Origin of the sequence: Martelella mediterranea, from assembly GCF_021021415.1 — a bacterium.
Taxonomy (GTDB): domain Bacteria; phylum Pseudomonadota; class Alphaproteobacteria; order Rhizobiales; family Rhizobiaceae; genus Martelella; species Martelella mediterranea_C.
The window spans coordinates 1-19,137 of sequence record NZ_JAINWJ010000028.1 but is presented as its reverse complement, the minus strand read 5'-3'; the positions used below and the strand labels follow the sequence as shown (position 1 = coordinate 19,137).

The following is a 19,137-nucleotide window of genomic DNA, read 5'->3' as shown; positions in this document are numbered from 1 at the left end:
CTGGGGATAGTGCCCTCCCTCACGGAGTCATGCTCGGGCTTGACCCGAGCATCCAGGCCACTCGGAAAATGCTGCCTGGATGCTCGGGTCAAGCCCGAGGATGACACGCCGAAAGGGTGCACCGTGATTGATGAGAGGAAGAGACCAGTGAGAGTGTTCACCGCTTCACCTCCCATGTGGTCATGCGCTCGCCGGTTTCCTTATCTTTTGAGTCCTTTAGCTGGATTCCCTGAGAGGCGAGTTCATCGCGGATACGGTCGGCTTCGGCCCAGTTTTTGTCGCGAATGAAGGTGAGGCGCTCGGCGATTTTGCGGTCGATATCTCCTTTTTGAGAGTCAAACGCGCTCAATTCATCAAAAGAATGTCTCAACACGTCGAGACCCAAGAAGTTCAGATCATTTAATAATGCTAGGGCAGGCTCTTGCCCCCTGCCAACACCGCGTGTGGCTTCTCGAACGAGATCAGAAAGATGTGTGATAGCGCTCGGAGTATTGAGATCATCCTCGAGGCACTCCAGAAGCCTCGCAGAAGGACGACCGTTACCGAGCCCCGCCACGATTTCTAGGCCTTCCGGAGGAAGTCCCAATCCTTCTCGGATTATTCTCTCGAACGTATGGAGGTTTGCTGACGATGCTGCCAAACGATCGACAGTCCAATCGATCGGTTGAGTATAGTGTGTTGTCAGCATTGCCAGACGCACGGCCTGACCATTCCACGGAACATCACCAAATTTGCGCGTCTCCAGCAAATCATGGATCGTCACGAAATTGCCCTCGGACTTCGCCATCTTCCGCCCCTCGACCTGCACGAATCCGTTATGCATCCAGACATTGGCCATCACGTGGTTGCCGTGGGCGGAGCAGGACTGGGCGATTTCGTTTTCGTGGTGGGGGAAGATCAGGTCGAGGCCGCCGCCGTGGATGTCGAAGGTCTCGCCGAGATGCTTTTCCGACATCACCGAGCATTCGATATGCCAGCCGGGACGACCGTGGATCGCGATGGACTGGCCGTCGAGCGTAAACCGGCCCTCCCAGCCGGGCTCGTCGGCGGCGCTCTCCTTCCACAGCACGAAATCGGCCGGGCTTTTCTTGTGGCTTTCGACGGCGATGCGGGCGCCGGCCTGCTGGTCTTCGAGGTTGCGGCGCGACAGCCTGCCGTAATCGGGCATGGACGGCACGTCGAACAGCACCTCCTTGCCTTCCGGCCCTTCGGCGACATAGGCATTGCCCTTGTCCAATAGCGTCTGGATCATCGCCACCATGCCCTCGATATGGTCGGTCGCGCGCGGCTCGACCGTGGGCGGCAGCACGCCAAGTGCGGCGATATCCTTGTGGAACTGGTCGGCGGTCTTTTCGGTGACGGCGCGGATCGCCTCGTTCAGCGGCAAATCGGGATAGTCGCGTTTGGCACGCGCGTTGATCTTGTCATCGACGTCGGTGATGTTGCGCACATAGGTGACGTGACCCTCGCCATAGAGATGGCGCAGCAGCCGGTAGAGCACGTCGAACACGATCACCGGGCGGGCATTGCCGATATGGGCGAAGTCATAGACTGTCGGTCCGCAGACATACATGCGCACATTGTCCGGATCGATCGGCTCGAAAGCCTGCTTCTCGCGGGTCAGCGTGTTGTAGAGTCTGAGGGCATTGCCCATGTCGTCTCTCCCGAAATCCGTATTGACGATCGCAACACATGCTTACGCCCCTGAGCCGGGTCGTTTGTCTGGGATGGATTTTCAGGACAAGAACGGCCGGCCAGCGAAGCGCTAGCGAATAATGATGCAGATCGTGCAGATGACCGTGTTCATGCGCGGAGTTATGCCGGGAAGGACGCAGGGCGTCAAGCCTGTCGGCATGATTCGTAAGTTCGAAGATATGAAAGAATCCCGTAATTTTAATCTTCATAATATATAATACAATGATAAATATTATTTTACAGAGACGTATATAATATCCAATTTCACAAAGTTCAAAAACTAATATAAATAAATAATTAACCATAAACTACGAACATTGCTTTTGTTGTTTCTTGGATGAGGAAGAAGGGGAATTGCAATGTTCAAGAAAGTGATGATCTGCACGGGGGTCTTGTTTTCGGCCGTGGCAGTTCAGGCTGCGGATGTCGTGATTGCGCCTGCGCCAGTCCTCGACGAAATCACTGTGAGCGAGCAAAACGGTTTCAAATGGACCGGTTTCTATCTCGGCGCGGTGGCCGGCTATCACTGGACCGACACCGATGTCGATACCTGGCGTCTGGTGGATAGGGATCTCCAGCTCGACAACTGGTTGGCCGGCGGTTTCTTCGGGGGCAATTACCAGTTTGAAAACAATATCGTACTCGGCATGGAGGGTGAGTTCGACTATGCGGACGGCGTCAGCGGCGAGAACCTCCAGGTCATCATTGCCGGCGTGCCTGAAAATGCGACTGGCGATTTCGACTTTGGCTGGGGCGGTTCGGTCAGGGGCAGGCTCGGCTACGCCATGGACCGGACCCTGATCTACGCCACGGCCGGCGGCGAGGTGGCCACGGGCAGCGTGACCGGCAGTGCGCTGACCTATTCACTGGACACCGGTGAGAAGGTCATGTTCGGCTGGACGGCCGGGGCGGGCATCGAACAGGCCTTCACAGATCACCTGTTCGCTCGTCTGGAGTATCGGTACTCCTATTATCCGAAGGTCGACCACAGTTTCAGTTGGGATCCGAATTTCAGTATAAGCGCAAGCCAGAGCCTGCTGAAAGCCGGTCTTGGCTACAAGTTCTAGGCCTGACCGCTCCTCGCATTGGCTGGAAGTGCAGGGCGGTCGCGTCCTGCCGGTTGTTGCTGCCGGGCGTCATCTCTGGCCCGACAGATTTGCGCCGCGATCGCGTTCGTATAGACAAAGATCGATTTAAAGTAGTACATCAGAACGGTTTTACTTAAGGTAGAATTTCTAGTTTCTTTTTGTTAATCAATAAGATAGATATTTATGTGTGCTTTTTATGTACCAGTATCTGCTTTTCCGAAAATAATAATCTAATTTAAACTATACTAATGCACTCTGAGCTCTACCTTTAAATCTGGAAGAGCAACAGGGGTGCATAAAATGATCAAGCGAATTTCAATTCTCGCGGCGGCGTTCGTGCCCGCCATCGGTGCTCAGGCGGCCGACGTGGTTTATACGCCGCCGGTCGTCGAGGATGTCGTTATCGTCGAGCAGCCGGGCTTTACGTGGACTGGCTTCTATCTCGGTGCGAACTTCGGCTATCACTGGACGCAAGCCAATGCCGATACCTACCGCCTCGTCGATAACAGTTTCGATTTCGACAACTGGGTTGGCGGCGCCTTCTTCGGCTACAACTACCAGCTCTCGAACGATGTCGTCGTCGGTGTGGAAGGCGAAGTCGATTACTTCGGCAATTCGGACGACCAGACGGTTCAGGTGATTATCAGCGGCGCGCCGGAACCGGCGGTCGGCAAGTTCGAGCGCGGCTGGGCCGGTTCGCTGCGCGGCCGCCTCGGCTACGCCATGGACCGGACCCTGATCTATGCCACGGCGGGCGGCGAAGTTGCCAGCGGCAAGGTGGTCGGCTCGACTGCGCTTTATTCGCTCGACACCGGCGAACAGGCCATTCTCGGCTGGACCATAGGCGCGGGCATCGAACATGCCTTCAACGACAACCTGTTTGGTCGCATCGAGTATCGGTACAGCGATTTTCCGAAATACGACAAGAGCTTCAGCTGGGACCCCAATTTCAGCATGGATGCATCGCAGAGCGTCGTGAAGGTCGGTCTCGGCTACAAGTTCTAAGATAGGGGCGTCGGGCGGAGAACGGAATTCGGTTCTCGAAAATCCCGGTGCGCCGAAGGATCTGGATAATCAGGCGGATCACAATGATTGCCTGATCATCCCGGCCTTCCGATGAAATACGGTTGGCAGCCGCGCCGGAGGGCGGGTTGCGTGGCAGAGTGATCGGGCGATAATGTTTGCTCGTGAATCACTTGTCACAGGTCCTCCCTTGCCAAATCCGCTCACATTCCGGCTGCGGCTTGCCGCGTTGGTTATCGGCGTCTTTCTGATCGGCGCCAATTCGTTCATCCTCAGCCCGATTCTGAGCGATGTCGCCGCATCACTGAACACCAGCGCCGTTCCGATCACATGGTCGATCTCGGCTTTCGGCGGGGCGACCGGCCTTTCGGCATTCTTTCTTTCGGGCGTGATCGACCGATCGGATGCGCGGCTGGTGTTTTCGGCGGCTTTTGTCGTGATGGCGCTCGGCTTTATCGGCTCGGCGGCGACCCCGGTCTGGCAGGGGCTCGCCGCCGGTCAGGCGCTGGTCGGCGTGGCGACGGGCATCCTGCTGCCGGCGATCTATTCGGAGGCGGTGCGGATCGCGCCGGAAGGTCAGGGCGCGCGGTCTCTTGGCATCGTGCTGTCGGGCTGGTCTCTTTCCCTCATGCTCGGTGTGCCGCTCTCCGCGGCGCTCAGCGACATGCTGGACTGGCGCACCGCCTATTTCGCGCTCGGCGGTATTGCCGCGCTGCAGGCCGGGGTCTTCGCGATGTTCCGCCCCTCCCGACCCCTTGAACCAGGCCGCGCAAAGGGGCCGGCCAGACTTCAGGTGTTGCGCATTGCTGGGGTCCGCAGCCTGCTGGTCACCTGCCTGTGCTTCATGAGTGCGTTTTACGGCGCCTATGCGCTGCTCGGCCACCATATGCGCGAGACGTTGGGCATCAGCGCCTCGGCGGCCAGTATGGCGGCCCTTACCTATGGCATCGGTTTCGGGCTTGGCGGCATTGCTGCGCGGCATGTGGATCGCCTTGGTCCGGCGCGAGTGTTTCCATATATCCTGGCATGTTCCAGCGTGCTCTATCTGGTACTGGCCCTTGCCACGCAGTCTTTCTGGGGGGCGCTGCTGGCGACGCTCGCTCTGGGCTTCTTCAACCATTTCGGGTTGAACCTCACCGTGCTGCGCCTGGCCGGGCGCAATCCCGCCGCGCGCGGCATTCTGATCGGTTTCAATATCACCGCGACCTATATCGCCGTCTTCTGCGGCCCTTTGCTGATGAGCGCGCTCTATGCGGCGGATGGTTTCGGCGCGGTTTCGCTGATGGCCGCCATCCTGGTCGTGGTGGCGGTCATTCTGAACTGGCGCATCCGGCGGATCTGATCAGTCGTGAAGCTGCCGCGCGATCGGCGGCCCGACCTCAAAGGCGCTGAAGCGGACCTTCAGCCCGGCGCGTTCCGGTGTGCAGGCGGTCATGCCGACAAGGGCATCGGCGGCCGGGAAGGGGCAGAGCCGCGCCATCTGCCATTTTCCATCGCCGAGATGAAACTGCACGCGAACGGCATCGCCGTGCCGGGTGATGCGGATCGAAACCGGGGTTTCCGGCGTTGCTGAATGAAGCGGGATCACGGACCAGTCGGAGACATCACGGGTCACGACCGTCGAAAAATGCATCAGGCCGTCCGTGAACTCGATCCCGGCCTTGATCCAACAGGTCTCGTCGATCCTGAGCATGATCCCGGCCTGATCGTAGAGCGCCTGATAATCGGCGCTGACGGTAAGGCTCGCGGAGAAATCGCCGGTCACCGGTTCCAGCCAGGCGTGGCCGCTGTCACGGGTGAAGCCGTAAAACGTCTCGCGCCAGAAATCGGTCGCCTTTTCGGTGACGAGCGTCAGCGATGCGTCATCTGCGGACCACTCGGCCGGCTCGTTCAGCCATTTGCGCATCGCCCGGGCCCTTATTGCGGTAGCTGATAGTCCTTGAGGCGATCCTCGCGGACGGAGTAGAGCTTGCCGCTTTCGGTGAAATCCGCACGCGTCAGTCCCACGATCTTTGCCGCAACCTCGCTTGGATGCGGCAGCGTCATCGGATCCTCGCCGGGTGCTGCCTGGGCGCGCATCGCGGTGCGGGTGCGGCCGGGATCGACGCTGTTGACCTTGAGTCCGGTGTGAGCGGTTTCGCCGGCCCAGGTGCGGGCCAGCGCCTCGACGGCGGCCTTCGACGCCGCATAGGGGCCCCAGAACGGGCGGCAGGTATGGGCGACGCCCGAGGAGAGCAGCACCGCGCGCCCGGCATCCGACTGCGTCAGCAATGGTTCCAGCGAGCGGATCAGCCGCCAGGTGGCGGTCACGTTGACGGTCATGACCTGTTCGAACACCTTGGCTTCGACATGGGCGAGCGGCGAGACGACGCCGAGCACGCCGGCATTGGCGACCATGATGTCGAGCTTGCCCCAGCGCTTGAAGATCGAGCCGCCGAGCCGGTCGATCGCGCCCATATCGGCAAGATCCATCGGCACCAGCGTTGCCGAACCATTGCCATCGGCCTTGATCGCGTCATCGAGTTCTTCCAGCCCGCCGACGGTGCGCGCGCAGGCAATCACATGCGCGCCTTCGCTTGCGAGCGTCAACGCGGTAAAATAGCCAATGCCGCGGGAGGCGCCGGTAACGACGGCCAGCCGCCCTTCGAGTGGTTTGGACATGGTATGCTCCGGAAGTGTTTTCAGCCGTTGCCGGCCAGAAGCTCTACTCTCGAGAACTCGCCCTCATGCTCCTTGTCGAGCAGACGGGTCGGGTAATCTCCGGTGAACTGGTGATCTGTGAACTGCGGCAGCGCGTTGTTGCGCTTCTGGCCGCCGACTGCCTCGTAAAGCCCGTCGAGCGACAGGAATTGCAGCGAATCCGCGCCGATGAAACGGCACATATCGGCCAGCGTCTCGTGATTGTTGGCGAGCAGCTTGTCGCGGTCGGGCGTGTCGATGCCGTAATAATCCGAAAAGTAGATCATCGGGCTTGCGACCCGGATATGCACTTCCTTGGCGCCGGCCTCGCGCAGCATCTGCACGATCTTCACCGATGTGGTGCCGCGCACGATCGAATCGTCGATCAGCACCACGCGGGCCCCGGCAATCACGGCCTTGTTGGCCGAATGTTTCAGCTTGACGCCGAAGGCGCGGATCTGCTGGGTCGGCTCGATGAAGGTGCGGCCGACATAGTGGTTGCGAATGATGCCGAGCTCGAAGGGAATGCCGCTTTCCTGGGCGTAGCCGATCGCGGCCGGCGTGCCGCCATCGGGCACCGGCACCACGACATCGGCTTCCACCGGCGCTTCCTTGGCGAGGTTGAAGCCCATATTCTTGCGGGTCTGGTAGACATTGCGGCCGCCGACGATCGAATCCGGGCGGGCGAAATAGACATATTCGAACAGGCAGAGCCGTTCGGGCTGTTTCAGCGCCGGCTTGCGGCTGTCGATCGAGATCGAGCCGTCGGGCTGGACTTCGCAGATCACCACTTCGCCGTTTTCGACATCGCGGATGAATTTCGCGCCGATAATGTCGAGCGCGCAGGTTTCCGAACAGAAGATCGGCTTGCCGTCGAGCTCGCCCATCACCAGCGGGCGGATGCCTGTCGGGTCGCGCGCGGCGATCAGCTTGGTGCGGGTCATCGCGATCATCGAATAGCCGCCTTCCATCTGGCCGATGGCATCGATGAACCGGTCGGACGAGGTCTTGGCGCGCGAACGGGCGATGAGGTGCAGCACCACCTCGGTATCGGAGGTCGACTGACAGATCGCGCCGTCGGAGATCAGCTTGCGCCGCATCGACAGACCATTGGTGAAATTGCCGTTATGGGCGATCGCGATGCCGCCGACGCCGAGTTCGGCAAACAGCGGCTGGACGTTGCGCAGCACGGTTCCGCCGGTGGTCGAATAGCGCACATGGCCCATCGCCATCGAACCGCTCAGGCTCTCCAGCATGGCGGGATCGGTGAAGTGGTCGCCGACGAGGCCGAGATGGCGTTCGGAGCGGAACTGCTGGCCGTCATAGGAGACGATGCCCGCCGCCTCCTGGCCGCGATGCTGAAGCGCATGCAGGCCGAGCGCGGTGAGCGCGGCCGCATCGGGATGGCCCAGAATGCCGAATACGCCGCATTCCTCATGCAGCGTATCGTCATCAATGCTGAAATCGTCGCTCACGTCAAAACTGGTGCTCATCATCTGGTCCGGATAAGGCGGGGCAGGGCGGTCCGCTGTAAATTCATATCGACTTATATAGTCTCGGTCGAAGCCTGTACATCGGGCGGAAGGATCACAATCGTCTTACCATCGATTTCGGCCACCACGCGGCCTTGCGCGGGCACAAGATAGGTTTCGATCTCTTCGCCGCCCGGCAGAAGAGCCTCGAGCTTGTCGGCCAGTATATCGAGTAGCGGCTTGGACTTCGCGTTCCTGATCCAGTCCGGGCTCTGCGCGTCGCCGACCAGCCAGTTCCAGAAGGCGACGGCGACGGCCAGAATGAGAACGCCGCGCAAGAGGCCGAAAACGAAACCCAGCGAACGGTCGAGCACGCCGGCGCGACTGTCGATAATATAGTCGGCAAATCGCGTTGTAACCAGCGAAAGAAGCAGCAGCGCCACCAGAAAAATAATGGCGAAGGCGCCGGCCATCGCCAGACGCGGGTCGCTCAGCAGGTTTTGAAGCATTGGCGCAAGATAGGGGTAGCCGAGATAGGCGATCACGGCGGACAGGCCCCAGGCCAGAAGCGCCAGGATCTCGCGGGAAAAACCCCGGACCATGGCCAGAAGCGCTGAAAACAGAACGACCAAAACGACGATCAGGTCAAACAGGGTCACTGGCATTCATTGCTCCGCTCGTCTTTCGGCCTTGCCTGCGGCCAGATTCTGGTTGGATCGACGCCGGAAACCTCAAAAATCGCCGTCGTCATTCGTGCGCTCCAACCGTTTGCCGCCTGCAATTTCCGCCACAAGCTCCGGTAGAGTCTCGAATCCTTTTAACCCGTTTCCCGTGACTGTTGCAATTTCAACCGTGCCGGCCGGAAGAACGGCACTGGAAAAGCCGAGTTTTGCGGCTTCTTTCAGTCGCTGAACGGCGTGGGCGACGGGTCTGATCGCGCCGGACAGGCTGATTTCGCCGAAATAAACAGAATCAGCGGGCAGGGCAAGGCCGGCCAGCGATGAAATCAGCGCCGCCGCCACAGCGAGATCGGCGGCCGGCTCGGTGACGCGATAGCCGCCGGCGACATTGAGATAGACATCGTGATTGCCGAGCCGGACGCCGCAATGGGCTTCCAGCACGGCGAGAATCATCGAAAGCCGCGCCGAATCCCAGCCGACGACCGCGCGTCGCGGCGTGCCGAGCGAGGTGGGCGCGACCAACGCCTGAATTTCCACCAACACCGGGCGGGTGCCTTCCATGCCGGCGAACACAGCCGCGCCCGGGGCCTTCTCGTTGCGTTCGCCGAGAAACAGTTCGGAGGGATTGGCGACCTCGCGCAGGCCCTTGTCGCCCATTTCGAACACGCCGATCTCATCGGTCGCGCCGAAGCGGTTCTTGACGGTGCGCAGGATGCGGTAGTGATGGCCGCGCTCGCCCTCGAAATACAGCACGGCGTCGACCATGTGCTCGACCACGCGGGGGCCGGCGATCTGGCCTTCCTTGGTGACGTGGCCGACCAGCACCATGGCGGCGCCCGTCTGCTTGGCGAAGCGGATCATCGCCTGCACGCCGGTGCGCACCTGCGTCACCGTGCCGGGGGCGGCTTCCGCCATGTCGGACCAGAGCGTCTGGATCGAATCGATGATCACGAGGTCGGGGCGATCACCGTGGGCAAGCGTTGCCAGAATGTCCTCGACATTGGTTTCGGCGGCCAGCATCACCTTTGTGTCGGCCGCGCCGAGCCGTTTTGCCCGAAGCCTGACCTGCGCGATCGCTTCTTCACCGGAGACATAGATGATACGCTGGTTCTGACGCGAGAGAGCCGCGGCCGCCTGCATCAGCAGCGTCGACTTGCCGATACCGGGATCGCCGCCGACCAGCACCGCAGAGCCGCGCACGAAACCGCCGCCGGTCACCCGGTCGAGTTCGGCAATCCGGCTCTGGACGCGCGGCGCTTCCTCGCTTTCGCCATCCAGCGGCACGAGGGCGACCGGGCGGCCCTTCTTCGGGGAGCGGGCAGGCCCGCCGCCGATGCCGGCCGTCGGATTTTCCTCAACGATGGTGTTCCACGCGCCACAGGCATCGCAGCGCCCGGACCAGCGCGGCGTGACCGATCCGCAATTCTGGCAGATGAACTGGGTTTTCGGTTTGGCCAAGGTCTCGTCTTTTCGGGAGCGGTTTCAGTCCGGCTGGATATAACGGCGGTTATAGCGCAAGCCAAGGGAGGTCAGCAATTCATACCCGATCGTGCCCGCCGCCGCCGCCGCGTCGTCCAGCGCGATATTGGGGCCGAACAGCTCGACATAATCGCCGGCCCTGACCGCGCCTTCGGGCAGATCGGTAATGTCGAAAATTGTCATATCCATGGTGATGCGGCCGAGGATGGGTACGCGATGACCGGCTATAAAGCCCATGCCGCCTGCGGGAACGGCGTCGCGCAGCGGCACGCCGGTGCCCGATTTGGCGCGCAGATAACCATCGGCATAGCCCGCCGAAACGATGGCGAGGCGGCTGTCGCGGTCAAGCTGCTGGGTCGCGCCATAGCTGACATTTTCGCCCTTCTTCGCAAACCGTGTCTGGATGATTCGGGCCTCGGCGGTGGCGGCCGGTTGCAACTTTTTCGATGCGCCCGGCGCCGAATCGCCGCCGTACAGCGCGATGCCCGGCCGGGTCAGGTCGAAATGATAGTCGTCGCCGAGCAGGATGCCGGCGGAGGCGGAAAGGCTGGCCTCAACCCCCTCGAAGGCGTTTGCGACATCGCGGAAGCGCGCCAGTTGCTCGCGGTTCATCGGGGATGCTGCATCATCGCCGCAGGCGAGGTGGGAGAGCACCAGAACCGGCGAAAAACTTGCCGGCCGCGCGTCATCGGCGACCAGCCGCAGCGCCTCGTCATGGGAAAGACCGAGCCGGTTGAAGCCGGTGTCGACCTGCAGCGCGCAAGGGTAGTCGCCATAATCGGCGATCGCGGCGAAGAAGAAGGCAAGCTGCTCGTCGCTCGCCACCACCGGCACGAGACCGTTTTCGAAGAATACGGCCTCCGTTCCCGGCCACATGCCGGAGAGCACGAAGATGCGGGCGTCTGGCGCGAACCGGCGCAGGGTCGCGCCCTCTTCGGGAACCGCGACGAAGAAATCCGCCGCGCCCGCTTCATAAAGCGCCTCGCCGACATCCTCGATGCCGAGCCCGTATCCATCCGCCTTGACCACCGCGCCGGTGCGGGCCGCCCCGGAGAGCGCACGCATGGTCTGCCAATTGCTGACGATCGCCGACAGGTCGACCGTCAGCCGGGCAGGGGCGGCATCGAAACCGATTTCGGTCTCCATGAATTCATTCGAATATTCAGTCATGAAACTGCCGTTCGTTGCGTTGTTACGGCATGTATAGCGCGTTTATCGCGTCTGACACAGAATTATTCGTCAAAACTTGAATAGGATGGATCCGCCAGATCGGCAAAGCGGGTATAGGCCGCCTGGAAGGCGAGGTTGGCCGTGCCGGTCGGTCCGTGACGCTGCTTGGCGATGATCACGTCCGCGGTGCCCTTGACCTTGTCGTATTTCATCTTCCACTCGTCATAGGCGGGATCGTCCGGGTCGCGCGGCTCGAGGTTCTGGACGTAGTACTCCTCGCGGTAGACGAACAGCACCACGTCGGCGTCCTGCTCGATCGAGCCCGATTCGCGAAGGTCGGAAAGCTGCGGGCGCTTGTCCTCGCGGTTTTCCACCTGTCGGGAAAGCTGGGAGAGCGCGATGATCGGCACGTTCAGTTCCTTGGCGAGCGCCTTCAGGCCGGTGGTGATCTCGGTCACCTCCTGCACGCGGTTCTCGCCGGATTTCTTCGAGCCGGTCATCAGCTGCACATAGTCGACCACCAGCACATCGAGCCCGCGCTGGCGCTTCAGCCGCCTTGCGCGCGCGGAAAGCTGGGCGATCGAGATGCCGCCGGTCTGGTCGATATAGAGCGGCACCTTCTGCATGGTCTGCGAGCAGGCCACCAGCTTGTCGAAATCGGCCTCGGTGATATCGCCGCGGCGGATCTTCGAGGATGAGACCTCGGTCTGCTCGGAAATGATACGGGTGGCGAGCTGCTCGCCGGACATTTCCAGCGAGTAGAAGGCGACGACGCCGCCCTGCTTGGCCTCGATCGTGCCGTCGGGCAGCACTTCGGGCTCATAGGACGAGGCGACGTTCCAGGCGATATTGGTGGCGAGCGAGGTCTTGCCCATGCCGGGACGGCCGGCGAGGATGATCAGGTCGGAGCGCTGCAGCCCGCCCATCTTGGCGTCCAGCGTGGCGAGCCCGGTGGAGATGCCGGAGAGATGGCCGTCGCTCTCGAACGCCTTGCCGGCCATGTCGATCGCGATCGATACCGCATTCTCGAAGGTCTGGAATCCGCCCTCGTAACGGCCGGTCTCGGCGAGCGCGAACAGCTTGCGCTCGGTCTCCTCGATCTGTTCGGACGGCGGCATGTCGATCGGCGCGTCATAGGCGGTGTTGACCACGTCCTCGCCGATCTCGATCAACTGGCGGCGGATCGCGAGATCGTAGATCGTGCGGCCGTAATCCTCGGCATTGATGATGGTCACGGCTTCCGCCGCAAGGCGGGCCAGATACTGCGCCACCGTCAAGTCGCCGACCTTGACGTTGGCGGGCAGGTGGGTCTTGAGCGTGATCGTATTGGCGATCTTGTCCATGCGGATCGTATCGCCGGCAAGCTCGTAGATCTTTCGATGGAGCGGCTCGTAGAAATGCTCGGGCTTCAGAAAGTCCGAAACCCGGTAGAAGGCCGAGTTGTTGACCAGGATCGCGCCCAGCAGCGCCTGCTCGACTTCCAGATTGTTCGGCGCTTCGCGTTGCGGTGCGGCGGCTTGGAAGGATGGCGCAAGATCGTTCATGGTGGCTTTCCGGAGGTTCCCGACTGGTTTGGCGAAGCATAGATGATCGTCAGTGAGTCGCGTAGACATTCCCGCGATCGCATCGAACGCTCCCCAGTCTACCCGCTTTCCACAGGTCGAAAAAATAACGTGCCCGGCAGCAGGTACTGAGTCGCGTTAACGCCTTGACATGATGACGCCGATTATACATCGCGCGCGGCTAAAGCCAAATGCAGTGCATGGGTGCAGTCCACAGCGCTCACGTGGTCGCGAGGAAGTGCCGCGCGGTCTATCTCCCCCTCAAGGGGGGAGATTGGAGCCATGGGGCTATTCCAAAAGAAAAATGCCCGGCCTTGCGAGAGGCCAGGCATCTGCATCTGAATCCGCCAAGGCCAAAAGCCTTACTTGTCTTCGTCTTCGCCGGCTTCCTCGGAGGCTTCCGGGGCTTCTTCGGCTTCCTCGTCCAGATCGTAATCGGCATCGGGGTTGAAGAAGTCTTCCGGGCGCAGCGCGTCCTCGTCGACGCCGTAGATCGCATCGGCGGAGGTGAGGTCTTCACCCTTGGCCTGGCGCTCGGCTTCTTCCTTGGTGCGGGCGACGTTCAGCTCGATGGTGATCTCGACTTCGGCGTGCAGGTGCAGCTCGACATTGTGCAGGCCGACGGTCTTGATCGGGGCATGCAGTTCGACCTGGTTGCGGCCGACATTGAAGCCCTCTTCGGCGAGGATTTCAACGACGTCGCGGGCGGCGACCGAGCCGTAGAGCTGGCCGGTTTCGCCGGCGGCGCGCACGGCGATGAAGGACTTGCCTTCCAGCACGTCGGCAACCTTCTGGGCTTCGTTCTTGCGCTCGAGGTTGCGGGCTTCGAGCACCGCGCGCTCGGCCTCGAAACGGGCCTTGTTGGCGGCGTTGGCGCGCAGCGCACGGCCGGTCGGCAGCAGATAGTTACGCGCATAGCCGTCGCGAACCTTTACGGTTTCGCCCATCTGGCCAAGCTTGGCGATGCGTTCAAGCAGGATTACGTCCATGGTTCATTCCTTTCATCATCATCATTGTTGGTGGGCGCGCCCGGTGAAAGAGCGATCGCCCGGCGCGTGTCGAGAAGGCCCATGACGACGAACACCAGGGCCGGGAAGGTAAAGATCAGCGAGAGGTAGGAGAGAATAATCACCGGCACGGCCCAGCTTTTGCCGCGGGCGGCAAAATGCATGCGGGCAAGGCCGGAAAGCAGGAACCCGCCGCCGAAGGCGCCGAGGCAGGCAGCACCAATCAGGCCGATCGGGCCGCCGAAGAAGAACGTCACAACCAGCGCGGCCAGGAACACGAAGATCGCGTTGGTGTTCATCCGCAGCGCCACGGCCACATCCTCGCGCGGGCGGTTGGAGAGGCCCGAGGCGATGGCGATGCGGCTGGCGAAATGGAAGGCGACGAACAGCAGGATCACCGAGGTCGCGCCCTGCACCATCGGCAACAGCACGGCAAACATCGCCTTGTACTGCGCGATCAGCACCGGCTCCAGGGCAAGCTCGGGGTTCTCGGAGTTCAGCGCGTCGATGACGGCGTCGATCACCTGGCCGGTGGTGTCGGGACCGTAGCCCGCGACCGCGCCGACGACGATCAGCGCCAGCGTCACGGCGGCGCAGAGATGCATCATGATGTCGGCGAGCGGATACCACGCCATCTGGCCGTCCGGCCCGCCGATCTCGGAGGCCGGGCGGGCGAGGTTGCCGAGATGGCTGAGCCAGCCGGCCGGGATCAGCGTGACGGCGAGCGTATAGAGCGCGAAGAAGGGCGAGGCGAGCGCAAGGCCAAGCGCGCCGGCAACCACGATGCCGACGATCGCGGGCACGAGCCCATAGCCGAGGCCGGCAATCAGGATGGGAAGGGCGGAGGCGGCGGCAAGCAGCGTCGAAAACAGCACGGTCACGCCGGCGGCATAGGCGAGCGCAAAGGCCGCGACGCCGGAAAGCGCACCGATCAGCAATGTTCTTGCGTTAAGCGTCTTCATCTCGCTGTCCTGCCGTTCAAGCAGTTAGGGAAAGCCACGTTTCCCAACCTGGGTTCAGTTTTTCGGCTGCTGCGCGCCCACCGCGCCGGAGCCTGACGGAGGTTGCCCTCCAGTTTCGCCGCTTTCCGATCAATCTCTCCCCTTGAGGGAGAGATGTTGCGAAAGCGACAGAGAGGGGTGAACCCTTGCCGGATTTCCGGCAAAGCCCGCCTTCCTCTCATGCGTCATGCTCGGGCTTGACCCGAGCATCCATGCCACTCGGGAAAACCCGCCTGGATCCTCGGGTCAAGCCCGAGGATGACACGGAGCGTGTGGCGGGCGGGGAGTATTGAAGCGGACCCCGCCCGCCAAAACCTTAAAGCCGAACCTTACGAAACGACGTAGGGCAGAAGGCCGAGGAAGCGGGCGCGCTTGATGGCGCGGGCCAGTTCACGCTGCTTCTTCTGGCTGACGGCGGTGATGCGCGAAGGCACGATCTTGCCGCGTTCGGAAATGTAACGCTGCAGCAGACGCACGTCCTTGTAATCGATCTTCGGAGCGTTGGCGCCGGAGAACGGGCAGGTCTTGCGACGGCGGTTGAACGGGCGACGCGTCGGGATAGAAGCGATGGCTACCATTGTGATTATCCTTTATCTTACGATCAGAAGCGCGGGCGGCGTTCGCCGCGATCGCCGCCGCGGTTGTCGCGGCCGCCGTCGCGTCCGCCATCACGGCGGGGACGGTCGTCGCGGTCGCGCTTCTGCATCATGGCCGACGGACCTTCCTCATGCGCTTCGACCTTGATGGTCATGTAGCGCAGGATGTCTTCATTGATGCGCATCTGGCGTTCCATCTCGTGGATCGCGGCAGCCGGTGCATCGATGTCCATCAGCGCGTAATGCGCCTTGCGGTTCTTCTTGATGCGGTAGGTGAGGGACTTCAGGCCCCAGTTTTCGATACGGCCGACCTTGCCGCCGTTTTCCTCGATCAGTCCCTTGTACTGCTCGACGATGGCGTCAACCTGCTGGGCCGTGATGTCCTGGCGGGCCAGGAACACGTGTTCGTAAAGTGCCATTGATATTTGCCTTTCTTGCGTTTCCAGGACCCGGAATTCGGCGGCTAAGCCTCAACGACTGCTCCTGAGGGGAAACCCCGGCAAGAAAAGCGTTAGACGAGACGGTCGAGAGCGGCGACACGGGAGGCAGGCGCTTTTACCGCGCCAGGCATTTCCGCCACAGCGAAAACAGCCCTCCGTTCAGCCACCAGCCTGAAGACCGGACCTTTGGATGAGCGGCTTATACGGATTTTCGGGCGGAATGCAAGGGGTGGGGGCTGATGGTGGAGGGGAGGCAGCTTTGCGCGCCCCATTTTGGTTGTTAAAGGGGCCCCGAACAGGTCTTGAAAGCAGACGAATACAAAAACTGATCGCCAAATTTTTATGTTGTCGCGCGTCGTGTTCGAACGGCGCAAAACTCGGGCACCGGCGGTCTCCAGAAAATCTGGGCGGTTCACTACATGCGTTCTGCTTTTTATTTCGATACCCCGTCATCCAGACCAACAAGTCGAGCGATTTCATCTCGAACACAGTGTCTTGAGCGTTTGCGAATGTGATGTAGGCCAAACAAATTCTGCCAATCTTCGTTGGCCATATTAGCCGAAGCCCAGAAAACTGAAAAAAAGGGAAACGATAGAAAAAATCCAATTACGATACCAAAATATATATAATTTTCGTTGTCAAAAAAACTATCAAAAAACCATAACGGTATTATATAGCAAAATGAAAAAACAAAAATGCTAATAACAGCCAAAGGTATACTTGACCATATTCCAAATTTAGCATTATACTGAATATTTTTCATAATTAAAATTCTGCTTATTCTCATAAATGCCATCTTTTTTAAAATATATCCGCCCATATATATTAAACCGGCGCTTCATTGTTGAGAGTAAAGTTCATAATAAGAACACGATTCTAAGAAGAATATACCACCTTCAAGCGAATTTCACGATCCTGATTGTCAGTTCCTCAACAGGTTTTGACGAGACCAGCGAGCCGTGCTGAGTCGCAAGGGATATCTTTGTATAATACCTGCAAGCAACAGACGATGCTTTGATAGGTCACGGCCATTTGGGAAGCCCCCAAAACTGGCTTTCAATACCGATAGCACACCTGAAGGGACGAAGCCTGTGCCGCTAGTGAGAGCCTGAACGCCGTATCCGTGAGTTTAGAGTGCGACATTGAGAGGCAGACCTGGGCCGGATGTTTCAACAGAAGAATTTGTCGATGATGGCGGCTAATTCATTGTCCCACTCTACGAGCAGCCATTCCGCTGACGGCCCCGGTTGTGCCATCTCTGGCAACGGAACAGACATTGATTTTATGCGAGCATCACGACCAAGCCTCTCCCAAAGAGGACATATCATTGCCTTGCGATACTGACGATCCCTGCAAAGCTCGCGTCAGAGCGGCTTCTCTCAACCCGCCACCGTCTCCGCATCCGCCCGCTTCACCACCCGGTGCTGATCCTCCCCGAGCCCCTGTTTCCAGTAGCTGGAAATATAGAGCTGATCCGGCCCAAGCCCACGTTCCTGCCTCAGATACGCCCGCACACGGCGCATGGTTTCGAATTCGGCGGCGCACCAGGCGTAGACGCGGCCGGTTCGCCAAGGGAGCGCGCGGACGAAGGTTTCGAATTTTTGCGGGTGATGGCCGGGGTCGGGGTTGATGCGCCAGTGCAGGGTGACGCCATCGGGGTGGGGGAGGTCCTGGCGGTCCGCTTCGCTCTGGATCTCGATCACCGCGTCGCCGACGGCATCCTCGGGCAGCGCCTCCAGATTGACGGCGACGGCGGGGAGCGCGGTCATGTCGCCGAGGACGAGATACCAGTCGGCGCCGGGCGCAAGCGGCTTGGCCGGTCCCGGTCCGCCGACGGTGATCGTCTCGCCGGGCTTTACGGTCTGCGCCCAAGACACGGCCGGTCCGCCGCTGCCGTGGTCGCCGTGGAGCGCGAAATCGATGTCGAGGGCGTCCGCCGTCTGGCGGCGGATCGTGTAGGTGCGCACAAGCGGCTTTTCATCCGGGCCGGGCAGCATCAGCTTCACATAGCCGCCGTCCTGCTGAAGGGGAAACTGCGCCATGGCCGGCCCGCCAAGGGAAACGCGGCGCATGTTCGGGGTGATTTGCGCCGTTGAGATGACCTCAAAGCGCTTCGGTTCCGGTCGTTTGTTCATGGATTTAATATGACTATTTTAGTCCAGTTTGGCAATGTCCCGCGCGAGGCCTATACCAGCGCCCAGATATACGCCGCATAGGCCGCCAGCATCGCCGCCCCCGTCGCCCGGTGGAATTTCGGGGCGAAGAACAGCATCAGGGCGAAGAACACGGTCGCGGCCAGCATCACCGGCACGTCGAAGGTCGCGAAGCCCTCCGGCACGGGCAGCGGCGCGATCACGGCGGTGGCGCCGATGATGCACAGCACGTTGAAGATGCAAGAGCCGGTGACATTGCCGATCGCGACGTCCGAGTGGCGCTTGAGGGCGGCGACGACGGCGGTGGCGAGTTCCGGCAGGCTGGTGCCGAGCGCGACGACCGTCAGCCCCACCACCGCGTCCGATATGCCGAAATGGGCGGCAAGCTCGGTCGCGCCGCGGATCAGCAGTTCCGCGCCGATGATCAGCAGGATGAGCCCCGCGACGATCAGCACCGTCATCTTCCACACCGGCATCGCGCCATCGGCCGGCAGTTCCGGCGCGGTGTCCGCGGCGGCGGCGAAGCGATAGGTTCTGAAAAGGTAGAGCGCGAGCAGCGCCAGTAGCACGACGCCTGCGAGCCTGCCGATCACGTCAAACTGCACCAGCAGCAGCAGCAGCACGGCGGAGGCCGTCATGGCGATGGCATCGCGGCGCACATTCCTGTCCCAGGCGGAAATCGGGAAGATCACTGCCGCGGCGCCGACGATCAGCAGGATATTGGCGATGTTGGAGCCGACCACATTGCCAAGCGCGATGCCCGGCGAGCCGGTGAGCGCGGCGCGGACGGAAACCAGAAGCTCCGGCAGCGAGGTGCCGAAACCGACGATCACCAGCGAGGCCACCAGCGGCGATATCCCCATCCGCCGCGCGGTCGCAACCGCGCCTGAAACCAGCCATTCCGCCCCGAAGTAAAGCCCGATTAGACCGAGCGCGATATAAAGAAAATCCAATGCAAGTCCCCATTCTGGCCGGGCGTCGCCGGCATTCGGATGGGATATGGGGGCTTACGCGCAAGAGACAATGCTGTTGGCGCGGAAATTGGGCGGGAGAAGTGCCGCGATCTGGGCGAAATTGCTGCGCACCGCGTCG

At 60.9% G+C, this 19,137-nt stretch carries 17 protein-coding genes; 3 read left to right on the top strand and 14 right to left on the bottom strand.

Annotated elements, in window-relative coordinates; translation table 11 throughout:
- Nucleotides 1-157: 157 nt before the first annotated feature.
- A complete protein-coding gene (gene cysS, locus K7H91_RS16125; protein WP_230721286.1) occupies nucleotides 158-1,654 on the bottom strand; it encodes a cysteine--tRNA ligase in 1,497 nt (498 codons plus the stop codon).
- Nucleotides 1,655-2,054: 400 nt separating this feature from the next.
- Here cysS and K7H91_RS16120 point away from each other — a divergent pair, with 400 nt between their 5' ends.
- The 3 genes from K7H91_RS16120 (at nucleotide 2,055) to K7H91_RS16110 (ending at nucleotide 5,148) form a co-directional block, all read left to right on the top strand.
- Complete coding sequence (locus K7H91_RS16120) at nucleotides 2,055-2,762, top strand: outer membrane protein (protein WP_230721285.1); 708 nt, start codon at nucleotides 2,055-2,057, stop codon at nucleotides 2,760-2,762.
- 321 nt (nucleotides 2,763-3,083) lie between these two features.
- On the top strand, nucleotides 3,084-3,788 hold the full coding sequence (locus K7H91_RS16115) for an outer membrane protein (protein WP_230721284.1): 705 nt from the start codon (nucleotides 3,084-3,086) through the stop codon (nucleotides 3,786-3,788).
- 208 nt (nucleotides 3,789-3,996) lie between these two features.
- On the top strand, nucleotides 3,997-5,148 hold the full coding sequence (locus tag K7H91_RS16110; protein WP_230721283.1) for an MFS transporter: 1,152 nt from the start codon (nucleotides 3,997-3,999) through the stop codon (nucleotides 5,146-5,148).
- On the opposite strand, the gene K7H91_RS16105 is transcribed toward K7H91_RS16110, so the two are convergent.
- The 13 genes from K7H91_RS16105 to K7H91_RS16045 form a co-directional block, all read right to left on the bottom strand.
- The gene (locus tag K7H91_RS16105) at nucleotides 5,149-5,712 is read right to left on the bottom strand and encodes a DUF1349 domain-containing protein (protein WP_230721282.1); all 564 of its coding nucleotides are present in this window, start codon (nucleotides 5,710-5,712) and stop codon (nucleotides 5,149-5,151) included. It abuts the gene before it with no gap.
- Between the two features lie 11 nt (nucleotides 5,713-5,723).
- Nucleotides 5,724-6,467: an SDR family NAD(P)-dependent oxidoreductase gene (locus K7H91_RS16100; protein WP_230721281.1), complete on the bottom strand. Its 744-nt coding sequence runs from the start codon at nucleotides 6,465-6,467 to the stop codon at nucleotides 5,724-5,726.
- Between the two features lie 20 nt (nucleotides 6,468-6,487).
- Complete coding sequence (gene purF, locus K7H91_RS16095) at nucleotides 6,488-7,978, bottom strand: amidophosphoribosyltransferase (RefSeq protein ID WP_230721280.1); 1,491 nt, start codon at nucleotides 7,976-7,978, stop codon at nucleotides 6,488-6,490.
- 53 nt (nucleotides 7,979-8,031) lie between these two features.
- Nucleotides 8,032-8,622: a CvpA family protein gene (locus K7H91_RS16090; RefSeq protein WP_230721279.1), complete on the bottom strand. Its 591-nt coding sequence runs from the start codon at nucleotides 8,620-8,622 to the stop codon at nucleotides 8,032-8,034.
- A gap of 66 nt (nucleotides 8,623-8,688) precedes the next feature.
- Nucleotides 8,689-10,095 (bottom strand): DNA repair protein RadA, encoded by a 1,407-nt coding sequence (radA, locus tag K7H91_RS16085; protein ID WP_230721278.1) that lies wholly within the window; start codon nucleotides 10,093-10,095, stop codon nucleotides 8,689-8,691.
- A gap of 24 nt (nucleotides 10,096-10,119) precedes the next feature.
- A complete protein-coding gene (gene alr / locus K7H91_RS16080; protein WP_230721277.1) occupies nucleotides 10,120-11,286 on the bottom strand; it encodes an alanine racemase in 1,167 nt (388 codons plus the stop codon).
- A 62-nt stretch (nucleotides 11,287-11,348) separates the two neighbouring features.
- A complete protein-coding gene (locus K7H91_RS16075) occupies nucleotides 11,349-12,830 on the bottom strand; it encodes a replicative DNA helicase (RefSeq protein WP_230721276.1) in 1,482 nt (493 codons plus the stop codon).
- A gap of 380 nt (nucleotides 12,831-13,210) precedes the next feature.
- On the bottom strand, nucleotides 13,211-13,837 hold the full coding sequence (rplI, locus tag K7H91_RS16070) for a 50S ribosomal protein L9 (protein WP_230721275.1): 627 nt from the start codon (nucleotides 13,835-13,837) through the stop codon (nucleotides 13,211-13,213).
- Entirely contained in the window at nucleotides 13,828-14,817 is a 990-nt protein-coding gene (locus K7H91_RS16065) for a DUF2232 domain-containing protein (protein WP_230721274.1), read from the bottom strand. The genes rplI and K7H91_RS16065 overlap by 10 nt, the downstream gene beginning before the upstream one ends.
- Nucleotides 14,818-15,185: 368 nt before the next feature.
- Nucleotides 15,186-15,434 carry a 30S ribosomal protein S18 gene (gene rpsR, locus K7H91_RS16060; RefSeq protein WP_018062978.1) on the bottom strand — a complete coding sequence of 83 codons (249 nt, stop codon included), beginning with the start codon at nucleotides 15,432-15,434 and terminating at the stop codon, nucleotides 15,186-15,188.
- Nucleotides 15,435-15,457: 23 nt separating this feature from the next.
- Entirely contained in the window at nucleotides 15,458-15,871 is a 414-nt protein-coding gene (gene rpsF / locus K7H91_RS16055) for a 30S ribosomal protein S6 (RefSeq protein WP_230721273.1), read from the bottom strand.
- Nucleotides 15,872-17,271: 1,400 nt separating this feature from the next.
- Complete coding sequence (locus tag K7H91_RS16050) at nucleotides 17,272-18,027, bottom strand: siderophore-interacting protein (RefSeq protein WP_269066300.1); 756 nt, start codon at nucleotides 18,025-18,027, stop codon at nucleotides 17,272-17,274.
- 50 nt (nucleotides 18,028-18,077) lie between these two features.
- A complete protein-coding gene (locus K7H91_RS16045) occupies nucleotides 18,078-18,998 on the bottom strand; it encodes a calcium/sodium antiporter (protein WP_018062982.1) in 921 nt (306 codons plus the stop codon).
- Between the last annotated feature and the right edge of the window lie 139 nt (nucleotides 18,999-19,137).